Here is a 17,910-nt window from a genome sequence, read left to right as displayed (position 1 = left end):
CGGTGGGACCGCGCCATGGATGATGGGCGTGTCATCGGCAGGCGGCAGGGCCGTGCCCGCACGGGCCAGCCGGACCGAGGGTTTTGCGGTCCGTCTCATGCCGATGCGGGGCGATTTGCTCACGGTCTATCCCTTCTGTGCCTTCGCAGCAGCTGCCGTCTTGGGTTTCGCAGCCGCTTTCGTCTTTGCCGTCGTCTTCGCCGCAGGCTTGACCTTCGCAGCGGCCCGAGGTTTCGCAACCTTCCCGGCGCCATCCGCTGAGGCCGCAGCCTTGGCAGGCTTTGCAGTCTTCGCCTTAACGGCCTTGGCCTTCACAGGTTTCGCCTTGCCCGCACGTTCTGCCAGAAGCGGCAGTGCCTCTTCGAGCGTCACGGATGTCGGATCCTTGCCCTTGGGCAGCGTCGCATTGACCTTGCCCCAGTTGACATAGGGTCCATAGCGCCCATCGCGAACGGTGATGGCGCCCCCATCGGGATGCTCCCCGAGTTCCTTCAGCGCGGCGACAGCCGCCCCGCGACCCGCTGGCCCCTTGGACGCCTTGTCCGCCAGTACCGAGACGGCGCGGTTGAGGCCGATCGAGAACACGTCCTCGATGGTCTCGACATTGGCGTATTTCCCGTCATGCAGGATGAACGGGCCATAGCGTCCGAGGCCGGACGAGATCATCTTGCCGGTTTCCGGGTGCTGGCCGATGTCGCGCGGCAGCGACAGAAGCGCCAGGGCCTTCTCATGGTCTATGCTCGCCGGTGTCCATCCCTTCGGCAGGCTGGAGCGTTTGGCTTCCTTGCCCTCGCCGCGCTGGACGTAAGGGCCGAAACGGCCATTGCGAAGCGTGATCTCTTCGTCCGTATGCGGGTCCTTGCCCAGCGCCTGCGGCTCGTTGGATGCCTGCGCCTCCGCATCGCCGTCGGACGACAGCTGCCGCGTGAAGTTGCACTCCGGATAATTCGAGCAGCCGACGAACGCGCCGTACTTGCCGAGTTTCAGCGACAGCTTGCCGGTGCCGCAGACCTGACAGATCCGGGGATCACTGCCGTCCTCGCGCTTGGGGAAGACGAGCGGCGCGAGTTCCTCGTTCAGGGCGTCGAGCACGTTGGTGACGCGCAGCTCCTTGGTGTCCTCGATCTGCGCGAAGAAGTCCTTCCAGAAGTCGCGAAGCACGTCCTTCCAGTTCAGCTCGCCAGCCGAAATCCGGTCGAGCTTCTCCTCGAGCGAGGCCGTGAAATCATACTCGACATAACGGTGAAAGAAGCTTTCGAGGAACGCGGTGACCAGGCGGCCCTTGGCTTCCGGTATCAGTTTGCGCTTGTCGATCACGACATATTCGCGGTCCCGCAGGGTTGCGAGCGTCGAGGCATAGGTCGAGGGACGGCCGATGCCGAGCTCTTCCATCCGCTTGATCAGGCTTGCTTCGGAATATCGCGGTGGCGGCTCGGTGAAATGCTGGCTTGCGTTGACCTTCTGCTTGGCCACGGCTTCGCGCGCCTTGATCTCGGGCAGGCGGCCTTCGTCCTCGCCGTCATCGCTCTGCTCGCCATCTTCCTTCTGGTCCGTGTAAGCGGCGATGAAACCGTCGAAGCGAATGACGGAACCGACAGCACGCAGGCCGGCCTTGCGGTCTCCGTTTTCAGCGAGGATTTCGACCGTCGTCCGCTCGATTTCGGCAGACGCCATCTGGCTGGCGATGCCGCGCTTCCAGATCAGGTCGTAGAGGCGAAGCTGGTCGGCATCGAGGAAGCGGCGCAGCTGGTCGGGCGTGCGGGTGAAGTCCGTCGGGCGAACGGCTTCGTGCGCTTCCTGCGCGTTCTTCGCCTTGGTCGAATAGAGGCGCGGCTTTTCCGGCACGTAGCGCGCGCCGAACTGGTCGCCGATGGCGCTGCGGGCGGCATCGATCGCTTCCGCGGCCATCTGCACGCCGTCGGTTCGCATATAGGTGATGAGACCGACCGTCTCGCCGCCGAGGTCCAGACCTTCGTAGAGGCGCTGTGCGACCTGCATGGTGCGCGACGCGGAGAAGCCAAGCTTGGAGGATGCCGCCTGCTGCAGCGTGGAGGTGGTGAAGGGCGGCGATGGGTTCCGCTTGACCGGCTTCGCCTCAACCGTATCGACGACGTAGGACGCGCCTTCGAGCAGGGCCTTGAGGTCGCCTGCCTGTTCGCCGTTGCCGACCGAGCGCGCCTGGAGGCGCTTGCCGTCGGCCGAAACAAGGCGTGCTTCGAAGTCGTCGCCACGCGGCGTCTTCAGGATGGCGGAGAGGTTCCAGTATTCTTCGGAGACGAACCGTTCGATCTCCGACTCGCGATCGCAGACGAGGCGCAGCGCGACGGACTGGACGCGGCCGGCCGAACGGGCGCCTGGCAGCTTGCGCCACAGGACGGGCGACAGGTTGAAGCCGACGAGATAGTCGAGGGCGCGGCGTGCCAGATAGGCATCCACCAAGGGCACGTCGATGTCGCGCGGATTGGCCATCGCGTCGAGCACGGCCTTCTTGGTGATGGCGTTGAAGACGACGCGGCTCACCGGCTTGTCGCCGATCAGCTTCTTTTTGCGCAGAAGATCCAGCACATGCCAGGAGATCGCCTCACCTTCGCGATCCGGGTCGGTCGCGAGAATAAGGCCGTCGGCATTCTTCAAGGCGGTGCCGATGTCGTTCATCCGCTTGGCGGATGCGCTGTCCACCTCCCACAGCATGGCGAAGTCTTCATCCGGCTTCACCGAGCCGTCCTTGGCCGGAAGGTCGCGAACGTGACCGAACGAGGCCAGAACCGTGTAGCCGGGGCCGAGATACTTGTTGATGGTCTTTGCTTTGGCCGGCGATTCAACGACGACGACATTCATGGTCATAGGATTCAGCAACCATAGAAGAGGGGTGACGGACTTCCCTCAGCCGTCACGCCGGGAACTTTTGAAGCCCCGACATGGAGGGGGATTTCGTCGCGGTCAAGTGGCGACCGTGAAATTAGCCAGTTTGCATGAACGGGTGAGAGGCTCGCAACCTCTTCATTTGCAGGCGTTTGACGATCTTCCTGCACCACCTCGCATGAGACGGCCCGAAAACACCGAATACAACGCGCTGCAACCTTTGAGGGATAATCTTATTATTGCAATTAGAAATATTTGAGTTATCGTCTGTCGGAGACGAGAGAGTGCAGTGACGGCCAAGCCGTGGTGATAGCCGTACAGGTTGTTGCCGCGTAGGCTGTCGGCTGCGTGCTCGGGATGAAGGCCAAGCCCAACAGGACGTATTCATGGTGCCCGTATATAATGACGCTTCTGTCCCCGCGAAGCCCGCCGACGAAAGTCTTGCCTATATTCGTCAGATGCTCGGAGAGTTGCGCGGCGTCGCCGACGAGAAGGGAGCGGATATGCTCTGCTATCTCCTGGAGATGGCTTATGTGGAGACGGGCGATCTCCTTTCCGGTCGGCGTGCTTTGTCAGCCAAGGGGATCAAGGGAAACGAGGCCACCGGGGTGGCGATGAAGCCGCCCGGCAAGATCAAGCTCTAGCAGCACGAGATAGACCGCAGAGGCGGCAAGGCCCGTATGGCGGATGATGTCGTCGGTCTCGACCGGCGTCGGCCCGAGCGCATCGATGATTGCCTCGCGCTCCCTGTCGCCCGGTAGCGCAGCCATGGACCGTCCCTCCGTTCCGCTTTCCATCTCGCGCTCCGCCTCGCGCGCCTGAGGCTGGTCGAAAAGATCGATGCGGCTGAGGGGCGCCAGCGCCTCCAGAATGTCCCGCGCTTCCGTCGTCACGACGGCGCCGTCTTTCAGCAGGCCATTCGTGCCGTGACACCGCGGATCGAGCGGCGATCCCGGCACCGCAAAGACCAGACGCCCGAAATCTGCGGCGTAGCGTGCCGTGATCAGCGATCCCGATCGACCTGCGGCCTCCACGACGGCGAGCCCGAGTGCGACGCCGGCAATCAGCCGGTTGCGGCGGGGGAAGTCGCGGGCGCGTGGCTCCCATCCGAACGGCATCTCCGTGATGGCAAGGCCCGCGCCTTGGGTGATCTCGTCGAGCAAAGGTACGTTTTCGGGCGGATAGGGCTTGTCGATGCCGCCGGCCAGAACGGCAATGGTGCCGGTGTCGAGACTTGCGCGGTGCGCTGCCGTGTCGATGCCGCGCGCGAGCCCGGAGATGATCGTATAGCCCGCCCGCCCGACATCACGCGCGATCATGGCCGCGAACTTGGCGCCGCTGATGGAGGCATTGCGGGCGCCGACGATGCCAAGCGCCGGCACTGTGCCGGTGGACGCGCGACCCTTGACGGCGAGAAGCGGCGGTGCGCCGTCGATCTGGCGAAGCGCTGCGGGATAGTCGGGTTCGCCGATGCCGACGAATCGCGCGCCGCAGCGGGCGGCCATCGTCAGTTCCCGCTCGGCTTCCGCCACCGTGGCGATGCGGATGGCGCGCGAGGAGCCACCACGGCGCGAGAGTTCCGGCAGCATCTCCAGCGCTGTCTCGGCCGATCCGACATGGTTGATAAGATCGCGGAAGGTGACGGGACCGACATTGTCGGAGCGGATAAGGCGCAGCCACGCCAATCTTTGACGATCCGTCAGCGCGATGCCCTTGCTTGTCTGGCCCTTCGCGCTGTCGCTCATCGAAGATTATCCTTTCTGGCCGATCCGGCTTTCCGTTCCCGCGATCAGCCGCTCGATATTGGCGCGGTGTTTGATCCAGGTGATGACGCTCAGGACCACGAAAAGAAGGCCGATGCGCCCATAGCCGGCGACCAAGAGCACGACGGGCACCACGACCGTGGCGATCAGCGCCGACAGCGAGGAATAGCGCGTTACCTTGGCAACGATCAGCCAGCAGGCGGCGAAGACGAGGACGACGAGCGGTGCAAGGCCGAGGAGCACGCCGATATAGGTCGCGATTCCCTTGCCACCCTTGAAGCCGAGCCAGACCGGAAAGAGATGCCCGAGGAAGGCGCCGAATCCTGCGGCGATGCCCGCCTCCGGGCCAAGAAAGTGATAGCCGACGGCTGCCGCCAGCGTTCCCTTCAGCGCGTCCAGCAGCAGGGTCGCGGCCGCGAGCTTCTTGTTGCCGGTTCGCAGCACGTTGGTGGCGCCGATATTGCCCGAACCGATCTTGCGCACATCCCCGAGCCCCGCCGCTCGCGTCAGGAGAAGGCCGAACGGAATCGAGCCGAGCAGGTAGCCGAAAAGAAGGAAGCCGAGCGTCGGCAGAGCCGGCAGCGGCCACATGAAAACGTCCATGAATGTCCCCTCGCGTCAGCCTCCTACAGGCTGTACACGCACTTTCCCGCAACATAGGTGCGAACCGCGCGGCCCGTAAAGCGGGCATTTTCGAACGGCGTATTTTTCGAGCGCGAGACGATGGCCTCCTTGGAGACGATCCATGGCTCATCGAGATCGATCAGCGTGATATCCGCTTTCGCGCCGGGCTTCAGCGTGCCCGCATCGAGCCCGAAGATCTGCGCCGGGCGCGTGGAGAGCGCGTCGATCAGGCGCATCAACGGGACTTCGCCGCTATGGTGAAGCCGCAGTGCGGCGGCGAGCATCGTCTCGAGGCCGATCGCACCGTCGGCGGCGTCCGCAAAGGGCAGGCGCTTGGTATCGACATCCTGCGGATCATGCGAGGAAACGATGATGTCGATCCGCCCGTCCGCCAGCGCCTGGACCATGGTCTTGCGGTCGTCCTCACCGCGCAGCGGCGGCGTCAGCTTGAAGAAGGTGCGGTACTCCCCGATATCGTTTTCGTTCAGGGACAGATGATTGATCGAGATCCCCGAAGTCACGTTGACACCGCGGGCCTTGGCGAGCGCGATGGCATCGACCGATTCCGGCAGCGAAATCTTCGCGGCGTGGTAGGCGGCGCGGGTCAGGCCTGCGACGCGCAGGTCGCGTTCCAGCGGAATGATTTCCGCCTCTCGCGGCACACCGGACAAGCCCAGCCAGCTGGCAAGCAGACCTTCGTTCATGACGCCACCGGCGCCGAGATATTTGTCGCGCGATTCGAGCGCGATCACCATGCCGAACTCGCGGGCATAGGTCATCGCGCGGCGGAGCACGAGCGTATCGTGCAGGGCTTCGCGGCCATTGGTGAAGCAGACGGCGCCGGCTTCGCTGAGAAGGCCGAACTCGGTCATCTCGGTTCCGTGCAGACCCTTGGTCAGCGCGGCAGCGGGATAGACATTGACGGCCGCCTTGTCGCGTGCCGTTTTCATGACGAACTCGACCAGCGCGATGTCGTCGATGACAGGATCGGTATCCGGCATGGCGATGAAGGACGTGATGCCGCCGACGGCGGCCGCCTGCGCCGCGGACGCGATCGTCTCGCGGTGCTCGGCACCGGGTTCGCCGACGAAAACGCGGGCATCCACGAGGCCGGGGACCGCGATGAGACCCCGGCAATCCTGAACGGTTGCGCCTTCCGGTATCCCTTGGTTGGCCGCATCGCTGCCTGCGGCCAGAATCACGCCGTCGCGAATAAGGATAGCCCCGGTTTCGTCGAGGTTGCGCGACGGATCGAGGATGCGCAGGTTGGTGAGGATAAGATCGGTCATGCGCGGGAACCCTGATTGTTGAGGCCGCCCTGATGTTGCGAAACGAGCAGTGCTTGCATGACGGCCATGCGAACGGCAACGCCCATCTCGACCTGCTGCTCGATAACGCTCTGCGGTCCGTCGGCGATCTCGGAGGCGATCTCGACGCCGCGGTTCATGGGGCCGGGATGCATGACGAGCGCATCCTCCTTGGCGGCTTTCAGCTTTTCAGCGTCGAGACCGTAATAGCGGAAATATTCGCGCACCGAGGGCACGAAGGCGCCGGCCATGCGCTCGCGTTGCAGGCGCAGCATCATCACGACATCCGCGTCCTTCAGGCCCTCCTCCATCGAGTGATAGACCTCTGCGCCCATGTCGGCGATGCCCGACGGCAGGAGGGTCGCCGGCGCGACCACGCGCACGCGTGCGCCCATCTGGTTGAGAAGAAGGATGTTGGAGCGGGCGACACGCGAATGCAGCACATCGCCGCAAATGGCCACGATGATGCGCGACAGCTTGCCTTTGGCCCGCCGGATGGTCAGCGCATCGAGCAGCGCCTGCGTCGGGTGCTCATGCTGGCCGTCGCCGGCATTGATGACAGAGCAGGAAACCTTCTGCGCCAGCAGGGCGGCGGCACCGGCCGAAGAGTGGCGCACGACAAGAACGTCGGGGTGCATGGCGTTCAGCGTCATCGCGGTATCGATGAGCGTCTCGCCCTTTTTCACCGAGGAATTGCCGACGGACATGTTCATGACGTCGGCCCCGAGCCGCTTTCCCGCAAGCTCGAAGGAGGATTGCGTCCGGGTGGAGGCTTCGAAGAAGAGGTTGATCTGGGTGAGACCCCGCAGCGTCGAGGTTTTCTTCTCGCGCTGACGGGAAATTTTGACCGCCTCGTCGGCAAGATCGAGAAGTCCGGTGATATCGCGCTCGTTCAGGCCCTTGATGCCGAGAAGATGGCGATGCGGAAAGAAATCCATGGGAAGCCCGCCTCAGATGGTCGCGTTGCCGCGCTCTATAGAGCCTGTGCGGGTGAGCGGCAAGGCAGCGCGTGAGAACAGGTGAGGACAACAGCTCCGGGCACCCACGCATCGGCGCCGCGAAGGCGAATATCACGGCAACATTCGATTTTGCGGGAGGGCGCATCCGGTGCTGTTCCTAACGTTCCGGACTTCGGCTAGAACCGGATCATGACCGTGACTCGACCTGACCAGACACCTGACGACCTCAACCAGCCGAAACCCTGGTCGGGCATCAACGCCTATCGTTCCGATCCCCTGCTGACAGACGTCGCGAGCGGGCTGCCGAAGGTGTTGCGCGACGATTTCGACGGGCTCGGCCGTTATGTAACCTCGCCGGAAGCGCAGGATCTCGCGCGCATGGCCAACCAGGGCGTGCCGCAGCTGCGCACGCACGGGCCGCGCGGCGAACGGCTCGACGTGGTGGATTTTCATCCCGCCTGGCATGCGCTGATGCGCCGTTCCATGACGGCGGGTCTGCATTCCTCCGTTTGGGAAGATGCGCCCGACGAGCGCGGCCACAACCACAAAAGCCGCGCTATCCGTTTCTACCTGACCTCACAGCTGGAAAGCGGCCACCTCTGCCCGCTGACGATGACCAGCGCCTCTCTGGCCGCAATGGCCGCGACCCCTATGGTGCAGAAGGAATGGGCGCCGAAAATCCTGTCGCGAAAGTACGACGCTTCGAACAGGCCTTTCATGCAGAAGTCTGCCGTCACCATCGGCATGGGCATGACAGAGAAACAGGGCGGCACGGACGTTCGCGCGAATGTCTCCACGGCCGAGCGGGTGGGCGAGGGCATCTACCGGCTTTCCGGCCATAAGTGGTTCATGTCCGCGCCGATGAGCGATGCCTTCGTCATGCTGGCCCAGACGCGGGAGGGGCTGGCCTGCTTCCTCGTACCCCGCCTGCTGGAGGACGGTTCTGCAAACGGATTGCGGTTCCAGAGGCTGAAGGACAAGCTCGGCAACCGCTCGAATGCCTCCTCAGAGGTCGAGTTCTCGGAAACCTTCGGCTTTATTCTCGGCGCGCCGGATGCGGGCATCACCACAATCCTTGACATGGTCACGCTGACGCGGCTCGATTGCGCCCTTTCCTCGGCGGGCATGATGCGCGCCAGCCTCGCCGAAGCCGTACATTACACCCGTGGACGCTCCGTCCTTGGCCGTCCGCTGGTTGCGCAGCCGATGATGACCCGCGTGCTGGCCGATATGGCGCTGGATGTGGCGGCCGCAAGCGCGCTTTCCTTCCGGCTTGCCGATGCCTTCGACCGCGCACGTGACAGCGCGGAAGAGGCGGCCTATGCCCGTATCATGACGCCGGTGGTCAAATACTGGGTCTGCAAAACCGCGCCGACGCTCATCGCCGAAGCGATGGAGTGCCTCGGCGGCAATGGCTATGTCGAAGAACGACCGATTGCCCGGCATTACCGCGAGGCGCCGGTCAATGCCATCTGGGAAGGGTCCGGCAATGTGATGGCGCTCGACGTGCTGCGCGTGCTGAAGCGCGGCCGCGAGCTGTTCGAGGCGTTGTTCGAGATCATCGGCCGAGATCTCGGACCCGCCGCGCGAAAGACCATCGATGTGCTGCGCGCCGCCATTTCGCTCTGCGAGCGCGACGAGGGGGCGGCTCGCCTGCTGGTCGAGCAGCTTGCGCTCGCAGCTGCTGCCGCCGAACTCTACCGCCTCGGTGCCGGTCGTATCGCGGACGCGTTCATGGAGTCGCGGCTCGCAGCCGGTTGGCGCTCCACCTACGGGATGCTCGATTCGCGATTCGACAGCGCGATGATCGTCGATCTTCTCTATCCCGCTTCCAGCTGATCGCCGATCTGAATGAATGGATCGCCGTCCAGCGCACGCAGATCCCGCCCGTTAACCTTAACAAAAGGTTGACGTTGCCTCCTCAAGGTTAACGTTCCATGTGTGGTGGATCGCAACCGCACGGAGCCTGCATCATGCGCGCAGCCCTGACGTTCATTCCCATGTCGATCTTCGCGGTTGTCGCGCTGGACGTGGCCGTGCCGGCATTCGTTCTTCTCGCCTGTGTCCTCGCCACCGGCGCTGTGGCATCGATCGGCGCCTGGGGAGCCCGTGGCGCATCGATCATCAGAGGAGACCGGACATGAAGTGGCTTCTGATCCTCTGGGGCGGGCCGGTCCTGTTCCTGACGAGCTGGTACATGCTGTCCTATAACGACATCAGCTTCGGCATCTTCATGCTCTCGCGGGAGGCGAACGACCTCGTATTCCAGATGTACGGCAACGTGCTCGGCATCGACCCGGAGACGATTCCGCCGCTCGTGGCGCGCGCGATGATCCTGGACAGCTTTATCGTCTTCGGCCTTCTGGCGCTGCGCAAGCGCAAGGCGATCGTCGCCTGGTATCGTCGCAGGCGCGATCAATCGTCCGGGGACGCTGCCGCGCGTGCGAGCGACGCAAGCCTGTCCAGCGCACCCTGAAGAATGAAGGACGCGGCGGCCGAATCGATCCGCTCCGCCCGCTTGGCGCGCGACACGTCCATCTCGATCAGCGTGCGCTCGGCAGCCACCGTCGACAGGCGCTCGTCCCAGTAGACGAAGGGCAGGGCGGTCTTCTGCTCCATGTTGCGCACGAAAGCGCGTGTTGCCTGCGCCCTCGGACCGAGCGAACCGTCCATGTTGACGGGAAGACCGATGATAAAGGCGGCAATCTTTTCCTTATCGGCGAATGCCAGCAGCGCGACCGCATCGAGCGTGAACTTCGTTCGCTTGATCACCGTTCGCGGCGTCGCCAGCCCCCGGCCGAGATCGGACACGGAGAGGCCGATCGTCTTGGTGCCCAGATCGAGCCCGGCAATCGCCTGACGCGGCAGCAGCGCCTCCGCAAGCTCCTCGATGGTCATCACGCTCATGCTGAATCCTCTCCGGCGGCCTTTGTCTTTGCCTGTCGATGTTCCATATGCTCCGCGGGCACGGATTTCACCAGCGAGCTTTTACCGCTGGCGTTCGGGGCTCGCCCGCTACAGATGACAGGAGATATGTCATGAAGATCAAATGGCTCGGCCATTCCGCTTTCCATATCGAGACGACAAAAGCCAAAATCCTGATCGATCCGTTTTTCTCGGGCAATCCGTCCTTCGACGAATCGACCCGCAAGGATGCGGCCGCAGGTCTTGACTATATCCTGCTCACGCACGGGCATGGCGACCATGTTGGCGATACCATCGCGCTTGCCAAGGAAACCGGCGCGACCGTCGTCGCAAATGCCGATCTCGCCGCCTGGCTCGGTTCACGTGGCGTGTCAGCGCTCGAAATGGGCAATACCGGCGGCACGATCCACCTCAATGGCTTTTCCTCGACCTTCGTCAACGCTCTGCATTCCTCCGCGCAGATCACCGAGGATGGCGTTTCGCACTCGCTCGGCAGTGCCAATGGCCTCGTGCTGCATTTCGATGACGCACCGACGCTCTACCACATGGGCGACACCGACATCTTCTCGGATATGGCGTTGATTCAGGAGCTCCACCAGCCCGATATCGGCCTCGTACCGATCGGCGACCGGTTCACGATGGGCGGTGCCGTGGCCGCGCTCGCCTGCCAGCGCTACTTCAGATTCGGCACCGTGCTACCCTGTCACTACGGCTCTTTCCCGATCGTGGACCAGACGCCGGACCTCTTTGTCGCCGCTATGGAACCGGCCAGCACCAAGGTCGAAGTGCCCGCTGTCGGTGGTGTCGTGACGCTCTGATCCGGACGCGAACGGCGTCTTGAAGGTAATCCCCCGTTGCGCGCTCCCGTCGCGGTCAGTATAGCGGGGGATCATTTCCCGTCAGGCCCGGAGTCCGCCATGTCCGTCGATCTCGCCACCGTCAAGCGCGTCGCGCATCTCGCCCGCATCGCCGTCAGCGAAGACGACGCCAACCGCATGACCGGCGAGTTGAACGCGATCCTCGGCTTCGTCGAACAGCTCGGCGAAGTCGATGTCTCCGGCGTCGAGCCGATGACCTCCGTCACGCCGATGGCCATGAAGAAGCGCGAGGACATCGTGACGGATGGCAACAAGGCCGACGATATCGTCGCCAATGCACCGAATTCCGACCGGAACTTCTTCCTCGTGCCGAAGGTCGTCGAATAGACGACCAACCTGCTCGCGCACCGAAGACCGTTTCGCCCGTCTGCCGTTTTTCGAAAGTCCCGTCCGTCATGACCGAACTCACCCACCTCACCATTGCCGAAGCCCGCGACCGGCTGACCGCCCGCGACATCACGGCCGTCGAACTGACCGATGCCTATCTCTCCGCCATCGATGCTGCCAACGGCGCCCTGAACGCCTACGTCACCGTGACGCCGGAAAAGGCGCGTGAGATGGCGAAGGCTTCCGACGAGCGGCTTGCAGCCGGCAAGGCCGGCGCGCTTGAAGGTATTCCTCTGGGGATCAAGGACCTCTTCGGCACCGAGGGCATCCATACGCAGGCCTGCAGCCACATCCTCGATGGGTTCGCCCCGCGCTACGAATCGACCGTGACCCAGAACCTGTGGAACGACGGCGCCGTGATGCTCGGCAAGCTGAACATGGACGAGTTCGCCATGGGCTCTTCCAACGAGAGCTCGTACTATGGCCCGGTGAAGAACCCCTGGCGCGCCACCGGCTCGAATGCAGACCGTGTGCCCGGCGGCTCGTCGGGCGGCTCGGCCGCAGCCGTTGCGGCCTTTCTCTGCGCCGGCGCCACGGCCACCGACACGGGCGGATCCATCCGTCAGCCGGCAGCTTTTACCGGCACGGTCGGCATCAAGCCCACCTATGGTCGTTGCTCGCGCTGGGGCATCGTGGCCTTTGCCTCCTCGCTCGACCAGGCGGGGCCGATCGCGCGCGATGTCCGCGACGCCGCCATCCTTTTGAAGTCGATGGCAAGTGTGGACGCCAAGGATACGACCTCCGTCGATCTGCCGGTGCCGGATTACGAAAAGGCCATCGGACAGTCTCTGAAGGGCATGAAGATCGGTATACCAGCCGAATACCGTGTCGAAGGCATGCCGGAGGAAATCGAGGCGCTCTGGCGGCAGGGCATTGCCTGGCTGAAGGACGCCGGTGCCGAGATCGTCGACATCTCCCTGCCGCATACGAAATATGCTTTGCCGGCCTACTATATCGTGGCGCCGGCGGAAGCGTCCTCCAACCTCGCGCGCTACGACGGCGTCCGCTACGGCCTGCGTGTCGATGGCAAGGACATCGCCGACATGTACGAGCAGACGCGCGCGGCAGGCTTCGGCCAGGAGGTCAAGCGCCGTATCATGATCGGCACCTATGTGCTGTCGGCCGGCTACTACGACGCCTATTACCTGCGCGCCCAGAAGGTCCGCACGTTGATCAAGCGCGACTTCGAGACCGCCTTCCACGCCGGCGTCGATGCCATCCTGACGCCTGCCACGCCCTCGTCTGCCTTCGGCATTGCCGATCAGGAACTCGCGGCCGATCCGGTGAAGATGTACCTCAACGACATCTTCACCGTAACGGTGAACATGGCTGGCCTGCCGGGCATCGCCGTGCCTGCCGGTCTTGATGCCAAGGGTCTGCCGCTCGGCCTCCAACTCATCGGCAAGCCGTTCGAAGAGGAAACGCTGTTCAAGACCGCCCACGTCATCGAGCAGGCGGCGGGTCGCTTCACGCCTGCCAAGTGGTGGTAGGCCGAGCGACCTTAAGCGCCGGTGGACAAAGCCGTTTGACGCCCGCAGAATGACCGCTGTCGGGCAGCTGCTGCCGCTTGGGAGTTTTCACGCGCTATGGTGCTGGTACGCGGTGCGCGCGAGGATGAAGTGCCTCGTCTGGTGAAGATCGGCCTTGCCGCCTGGGAGCAGGCGGTGGTCGGCTTTGCCGATGTGACCAAGATGCGGACGACCGCCGAATACTCCTTCGGCTCCTTCCTGCGCGAAGGCTGGCCTCGTATCCTCGTGGTGGAGGCCGGCGGCGCAAGCGTCGGCTGGGCCGCTCGCGAAAACGGGGATGTCGAGATCAGCGACCTCTGGATCATGCCGGATCACCAGCGGCAGGGACTGGGCAGCGCGCTGATCGATGCTCTGCGCAGCGATATCGAGGGGACGGGACTGACGGAAATGACGGCACGAACACATGCCGGCAACGAACCGGCAATCGCCTTCTTTCGCCATCACGGTTTTCACGTTGCATGGTTTTCGACCGCCTACCTTGCCCGGCTGGATCGCGATGTGGAGCAGATCGGCCTTTCCCTAACGCTCTCGAAGGGCGAGGGCGCGGTGAACCTATGACACGTTCGATTGCCGGACCCCGGCGGAAACAGGTGCTGGATATTCTCGCGCGTCTTGCACCCCTCCAGCATTTGTTCTAACCCGAACCTACCCAAAAGAAGCCTGCAGGAAGAGCTTTTCCATGACCCTTGTCGACGTTCGCACGCCCGATCCGAAACGCTTCATTCCCGGCGCCACCGGCGACTGGGAAGTGATCGTCGGCATGGAGGTGCACGCGCAGGTCACGAGCAATTCGAAGCTCTTCTCCGGGGCGTCCACGACGTTCGGCAACGCAGCCAACGCCAACGTTTCGCTGGTCGATGCGGCCATGCCGGGCATGCTGCCCGTGATCAACGAGGAATGCGTTCGCCAGGCTGTTCGCACGGGCCTTGGCCTGAAGGCGCAGATCAACCATCGCTCGATCTTCGACCGGAAGAACTACTTCTATCCCGACCTGCCGCAGGGCTACCAGATCTCGCAGTTCAAGGACCCGATCGTTGGCGAAGGCCAGATCGTCATCTCGCTCGGCCCCGATCGGCAAGGCAATTTCGAGGATATCGAAATTGGCATCGAGCGCCTGCACCTGGAGCAGGACGCCGGCAAGTCGATGCACGACCAGCACCCGACGATGTCCTATGTTGACCTGAACCGCTCGGGCGTCGCGCTGATGGAGATCGTATCCAAGCCCGACATGCGCTCGTCCGACGAGGCGAAGGCCTATATGACGAAGCTTCGCTCCATCGTGCGCTATCTCGGCACCTGCGACGGCAACATGGATGAAGGCTCGATGCGCGCCGACGTCAACGTCTCCGTGCGCCGCCCCGGCGAAGACTTCGGCACGCGTTGCGAGATCAAGAACGTCAACTCGATCCGCTTCATCGGGCAGGCCATCGAATACGAGGCCCGTCGCCAGATCGCGATCCTTGAGGATGGTGGCAAGATCGATCAGGAAACGCGCCTGTTCGATCCGCACAAGGGCGAGACACGCTCGATGCGCTCCAAGGAAGATGCGCATGATTACCGCTACTTCCCCGATCCGGATCTCCTGCCGCTCGAATTCGACGAAGCTTTCGTCGAAGCTCTGAAGGTCGATCTGCCGGAACTGCCTGATGACAAGAAGGAGCGCTTCGTGCGCGATCTCGGCCTGTCCATCTATGACGCCTCCGTGCTGGTGTCGGAGAAGGCGATTGCCGATTATTTCGAGGCGGTGGCAGCCGGCCGCGACGGCAAGGCGGCCGCGAACTGGGTCATCAACGACCTGCTGGGCGCCTTGAACAAAGCCGGTAAAGGCATTGAAGAGACTCCGGTTTCCCCGTATCAGCTCGGTGGCATTCTCGACCTCATCAAGTCCGAGGTCATTTCCGGCAAACTCGCCAAGGAGTTGTTCGAGATCGTCTTCAACGAGGGTGGTGACCCGGCCGAAATCGTCGAGGCCCGTGGCATGAAGCAGGTGACGGACACCGGCGCCATCGAGAAGGCCGTGGACGAGATCATCGCCGCCAACCCGGATCAGGTTGCCAAGGTTCAGGCCAAGCCTTCGCTAGCCGGCTGGTTCGTCGGGCAGGTCATGAAGTCCACGGGCGGCAAGGCCAACCCGCAGGCCGTGCAGGCGCTGGTGAAGGCAAAGCTCGGGCTCGAGGAGTAATATGTTCTTCGTCCGCACCGCGACCGAACAGGATCTCGCCGCGATCAGCGCCCTTCTGGGCGAGACCGCGCACGCGACGTACGATGTCACCTATGGCGCGGATAAGGTTGCGGAGATGACGGGCAAGTGGCATTCGGTAGCGGCACTGAAAGCGAATTTGCAGCGCAAGAATAGCGAGTTCGTCGTGGCCGACGACGGCAAGCGCATCGGCGGCATGGCCTATGCGTCGATGTCGGAGACCCTTCACGAGACGGCCATCCTCCACCAGCTCTACGTGCTTCCCGCTTTTCAGCGGCAGGGGATCGCCCGCGATCTCTTCGCCGAACTCGAGACCTGCTTTCCCTATGCCGGGCATATGCGCGTCGAGGTCGTCAGCGACAACGCGCCGGCTATTTCCTTCTATGCAGCACATGGGTTCACCGAGATCGGTCCGGGCTCGGAAGCCTGGGGCATGCCGACGGTTGAGATGGAGAAGGTTCTCGACGCCGCGGGTTGAGAGCCTTTCGAAGCCGGTGCAAACACGTTGCGCCACTTGCTGCAGGCTGGACAAGAACGGTCCGGCAGGCCATAAGCAGAAGCAATCATAAGGCATCCGCGCGCAGCTTTCGTGCGCCGGTCCAAGGACGGTTCGATGAAGACTTTTCTACAGATTTTCACCTGGTGGAACGGCTCGACGATCGGGACGCGGTTCCACACCTGGCGCTTCGGCAAGAAGGTCGGGCAGGACGAGCTCGGCAACACCTACTATGAAGGCGGCAAGGACTCCGAGGGCAGAACCCGCCGCTGGGTCATGTATAACGGCTATGCAGAGGCGACGGCGATTCCGCCGGGCTGGCACGGCTGGATGCATCACCGCACGGACGTGTCCCCGGCCGACGAGACCTACGCCGCCCGCGAGTGGCAGAAGCCGCATCGCGTGAACATGACCGGAACTGCCGAGGCTTATCGCCCACCGGGCTCGCTCGCCAAGCCGGGCGAACGTCCGCGCGTTACCGGCGACTACGACGCCTGGACGCCCCGCTCGTAACGCTTGTGCGTTTCTGGCAGATCCAGGGAAAGATCATCTCGCGGCCATGATTGGCATATACGTCAAGCCGTGAGATCGAGTCTCAGCAATCTCTCCGGGCGCTACGATGTTGTCAGACACATCAGCTCCATTCGAACGGATGCGGCTTCCGATCTTTGGTGATGACACGGTTTTCACCGTCGAGTTGTTGTCTGCTGACATAATCGGATGTTTCCGGACGCCGACATAGGCATGGACTGGAAATAGCAGTGAACAGGATGATCCGGAACATGTCGATGAACCGCAAAGTCGCGATCTGCCGCAAGTCCGCCTATCGCGCCGTTCTATCTCTGATCGCGGCAGCCTCCGCTTTTGCTATGACAGCGCCGCCAACACTGGCCGCGCGTCTCGCCAATCCTGTCGCCGTCTTCTCGGGCATCGACAAAATTACCGGCCGCATCACCACCTTCGACGTCTATATCGGCGAAACCGTCCAGTTCGGTGCGCTTCAGGTCACCCCGCGCGTCTGCTACAGCCGCGACGACACGGAAGCTCAGAAGACGACGTCATTCGTGGAAGTCGAGGAAATCACGCTCGACCGCAAGATCCGGCGCATTTTCACCGGCTGGATGTTTGCCGACAGCCCGGGTCTCAATGCCGTCGAGCACCCGGTCTATGATGTGTGGCTTCAGAGCTGCAAGGCCAAGTCCGATCTTCCGCCGCCGGATAGCGCGTCAAACAGCCAGTAACGGCAGCTCAGCTACCGTTCTTCCTCCCGGCGAACAACCAGCACATCACCAGAGATATTCCAGAATGGCTCAGAACCGCGCGTGCGGCCGCGCGATAGCGTCGGCAAGCATACCGGCATATTCCGCCTTGGGTAAGTCGATTGCGCCGAACGTCTTCAGATGGTCCGTGGTGAACTGTGTGTCCAGCAGGATGAAGCCGCGGTCACGAAGGTGTTCGACAAGGTGGACGAGGCACATCTTGGAGGCATCTGTCCGGCGGGAGAACATGCTCTCGCCGAAGAAGGCGGCCCCCAGCGAGACACCGTAGAGCCCACCGACGAGTTCGTCTCCGTCCCATGCCTCAACGGAGTGGGCATGACCCATCATGTGGAGGGCGGTGTAGAGCCCGCGTATCGTGCTGTTGATCCACGTGGTCGGCCGATCGGGTGCGGGAGCCGCACAGCCATCCATGACGGCCTCGAAGGCGGTATTGCGCCGAATGGAGAAGGGCGAACGCCGGATAGTCTTGGCCAGACTGCGGGGGACATGGAAGTCGTCGAGGGGGATGACACCGCGGATCTCGGGCTCGACCCAGAAGATTTCAGGATCGTCAGCCGAATCGGCCATGGGAAAGAGGCCGATGGAATAGGCGCGTAGCAGCAGCTCAGGCGTTATATCCGGTTGCTTGCGGCGGCTGCCTCTCATGCTGTGCCTCTGTTTGCCGGCTCGAAATCCGCAACCTGCCGAGGCTGAGGTATCG

The 17,910-nt window shown here is 63.1% G+C and carries 19 protein-coding genes; 12 read left to right on the top strand and 7 right to left on the bottom strand.

Translation table 11 applies throughout. The features are described 5' to 3' along the window. Nucleotides 1–126: 126 nt before the first annotated feature. Complete coding sequence (gene topA, locus BSG19_RS11225) at nt 127–2,838, bottom strand: type I DNA topoisomerase (protein ID WP_092988453.1); 2,712 nt, start codon at nt 2,836–2,838, stop codon at nt 127–129. A 410-nt stretch (nt 2,839–3,248) separates the two neighbouring features. Between topA and BSG19_RS11220 the strand changes: the two genes are divergently transcribed. Continuing rightward, nucleotides 3,249–3,506 carry a hypothetical protein gene (locus BSG19_RS11220; RefSeq protein ID WP_092987856.1) on the top strand — a complete coding sequence of 86 codons (258 nt, stop codon included), beginning with the start codon at nt 3,249–3,251 and terminating at the stop codon, nt 3,504–3,506. On the opposite strand, the gene dprA is transcribed toward BSG19_RS11220, so the two are convergent. Genes dprA through BSG19_RS11200 form a run of 4 tightly spaced genes read right to left on the bottom strand, consistent with a single transcriptional unit; the run spans nt 3,435 to nt 7,494 of the window. Beyond that, nucleotides 3,435–4,607, bottom strand: a complete 1,173-nt coding sequence (gene dprA, locus BSG19_RS11215; protein WP_092987854.1) for a DNA-processing protein DprA — start codon at nt 4,605–4,607, stop codon at nt 3,435–3,437. The two genes, BSG19_RS11220 and dprA, sit on opposite strands and share 72 nt — an antisense overlap. A gap of 6 nt (nt 4,608–4,613) precedes the next feature. Next, nucleotides 4,614–5,228, bottom strand: a complete 615-nt coding sequence (gene plsY, locus BSG19_RS11210; protein WP_092987852.1) for a glycerol-3-phosphate 1-O-acyltransferase PlsY — start codon at nt 5,226–5,228, stop codon at nt 4,614–4,616. Nucleotides 5,229–5,251: 23 nt separating this feature from the next. Next, the gene (locus tag BSG19_RS11205; protein WP_092987851.1) at nt 5,252–6,538 is read right to left on the bottom strand and encodes a dihydroorotase; all 1,287 of its coding nucleotides are present in this window, start codon (nt 6,536–6,538) and stop codon (nt 5,252–5,254) included. Next, nucleotides 6,535–7,494 carry an aspartate carbamoyltransferase catalytic subunit gene (locus BSG19_RS11200; RefSeq protein WP_092987849.1) on the bottom strand — a complete coding sequence of 320 codons (960 nt, stop codon included), beginning with the start codon at nt 7,492–7,494 and terminating at the stop codon, nt 6,535–6,537. The genes BSG19_RS11205 and BSG19_RS11200 overlap by 4 nt, the downstream gene beginning before the upstream one ends. Nucleotides 7,495–7,704: 210 nt before the next feature. Between BSG19_RS11200 and BSG19_RS11195 the strand changes: the two genes are divergently transcribed. From BSG19_RS11195 to BSG19_RS11190, 3 genes are all read left to right on the top strand, one after another. Then, nucleotides 7,705–9,354 (top strand): acyl-CoA dehydrogenase family protein, encoded by a 1,650-nt coding sequence (locus BSG19_RS11195; protein ID WP_092987847.1) that lies wholly within the window; start codon nt 7,705–7,707, stop codon nt 9,352–9,354. 134 nt (nt 9,355–9,488) lie between these two features. Continuing rightward, on the top strand, nt 9,489–9,659 hold the full coding sequence (locus BSG19_RS26030) for a hypothetical protein (protein WP_170865931.1): 171 nt from the start codon (nt 9,489–9,491) through the stop codon (nt 9,657–9,659). Then, the gene (locus BSG19_RS11190) at nt 9,656–9,991 is read left to right on the top strand and encodes a DUF6105 family protein (RefSeq protein WP_092987845.1); all 336 of its coding nucleotides are present in this window, start codon (nt 9,656–9,658) and stop codon (nt 9,989–9,991) included. Before BSG19_RS26030 ends, BSG19_RS11190 begins: the two co-directional genes overlap by 4 nt. Here the strand turns inward: BSG19_RS11190 and ruvX are convergent. Further along, nucleotides 9,931–10,422: a Holliday junction resolvase RuvX gene (gene ruvX / locus BSG19_RS11185; RefSeq protein ID WP_092987843.1), complete on the bottom strand. Its 492-nt coding sequence runs from the start codon at nt 10,420–10,422 to the stop codon at nt 9,931–9,933. The genes BSG19_RS11190 and ruvX overlap by 61 nt on opposite strands. 131 nt (nt 10,423–10,553) lie before the next feature. Between ruvX and BSG19_RS11180 the strand changes: the two genes are divergently transcribed. The 8 genes from BSG19_RS11180 (at nt 10,554) to BSG19_RS11145 (ending at nt 17,171) form a co-directional block, all read left to right on the top strand. Beyond that, on the top strand, nt 10,554–11,258 hold the full coding sequence (locus tag BSG19_RS11180) for a metal-dependent hydrolase (RefSeq protein WP_092987841.1): 705 nt from the start codon (nt 10,554–10,556) through the stop codon (nt 11,256–11,258). A 99-nt stretch (nt 11,259–11,357) separates the two neighbouring features. Further along, nucleotides 11,358–11,645, top strand: coding sequence for an Asp-tRNA(Asn)/Glu-tRNA(Gln) amidotransferase subunit GatC (gene gatC, locus BSG19_RS11175; RefSeq protein WP_092987839.1), 288 nt, complete (start codon nt 11,358–11,360; stop codon nt 11,643–11,645). A gap of 68 nt (nt 11,646–11,713) precedes the next feature. Continuing rightward, nucleotides 11,714–13,195 (top strand): Asp-tRNA(Asn)/Glu-tRNA(Gln) amidotransferase subunit GatA, encoded by a 1,482-nt coding sequence (gene gatA / locus BSG19_RS11170; RefSeq protein ID WP_092987837.1) that lies wholly within the window; start codon nt 11,714–11,716, stop codon nt 13,193–13,195. A 96-nt stretch (nt 13,196–13,291) separates the two neighbouring features. After that, entirely contained in the window at nt 13,292–13,792 is a 501-nt protein-coding gene (locus BSG19_RS11165) for a GNAT family N-acetyltransferase (protein WP_092987835.1), read from the top strand. A gap of 121 nt (nt 13,793–13,913) precedes the next feature. Continuing rightward, a complete protein-coding gene (gatB, locus tag BSG19_RS11160; protein ID WP_092987833.1) occupies nt 13,914–15,416 on the top strand; it encodes an Asp-tRNA(Asn)/Glu-tRNA(Gln) amidotransferase subunit GatB in 1,503 nt (500 codons plus the stop codon). A 1-nt stretch (nt 15,417) separates the two neighbouring features. Next, a complete protein-coding gene (locus BSG19_RS11155; protein ID WP_092987831.1) occupies nt 15,418–15,912 on the top strand; it encodes a GNAT family N-acetyltransferase in 495 nt (164 codons plus the stop codon). A gap of 135 nt (nt 15,913–16,047) precedes the next feature. Next, on the top strand, nt 16,048–16,443 hold the full coding sequence (locus tag BSG19_RS11150) for an NADH:ubiquinone oxidoreductase subunit NDUFA12 (RefSeq protein ID WP_092987829.1): 396 nt from the start codon (nt 16,048–16,050) through the stop codon (nt 16,441–16,443). A 269-nt stretch (nt 16,444–16,712) separates the two neighbouring features. Next, entirely contained in the window at nt 16,713–17,171 is a 459-nt protein-coding gene (locus tag BSG19_RS11145; protein ID WP_244529205.1) for a DUF2155 domain-containing protein, read from the top strand. Between the two features lie 69 nt (nt 17,172–17,240). On the opposite strand, the gene aat is transcribed toward BSG19_RS11145, so the two are convergent. Continuing rightward, nucleotides 17,241–17,855, bottom strand: coding sequence for a leucyl/phenylalanyl-tRNA--protein transferase (aat, locus tag BSG19_RS11140; protein ID WP_092987827.1), 615 nt, complete (start codon nt 17,853–17,855; stop codon nt 17,241–17,243). Between the last annotated feature and the right edge of the window lie 55 nt (nt 17,856–17,910).

This window comes from Rhizobium sp. NFR03 (genome assembly GCF_900111275.1).
Classification (GTDB): Bacteria; Pseudomonadota; Alphaproteobacteria; order Rhizobiales; family Rhizobiaceae; genus Ferranicluibacter.
Note: the sequence above shows the minus strand (reverse complement) of the source record. Positions and strands in the feature narration are given on the sequence as shown.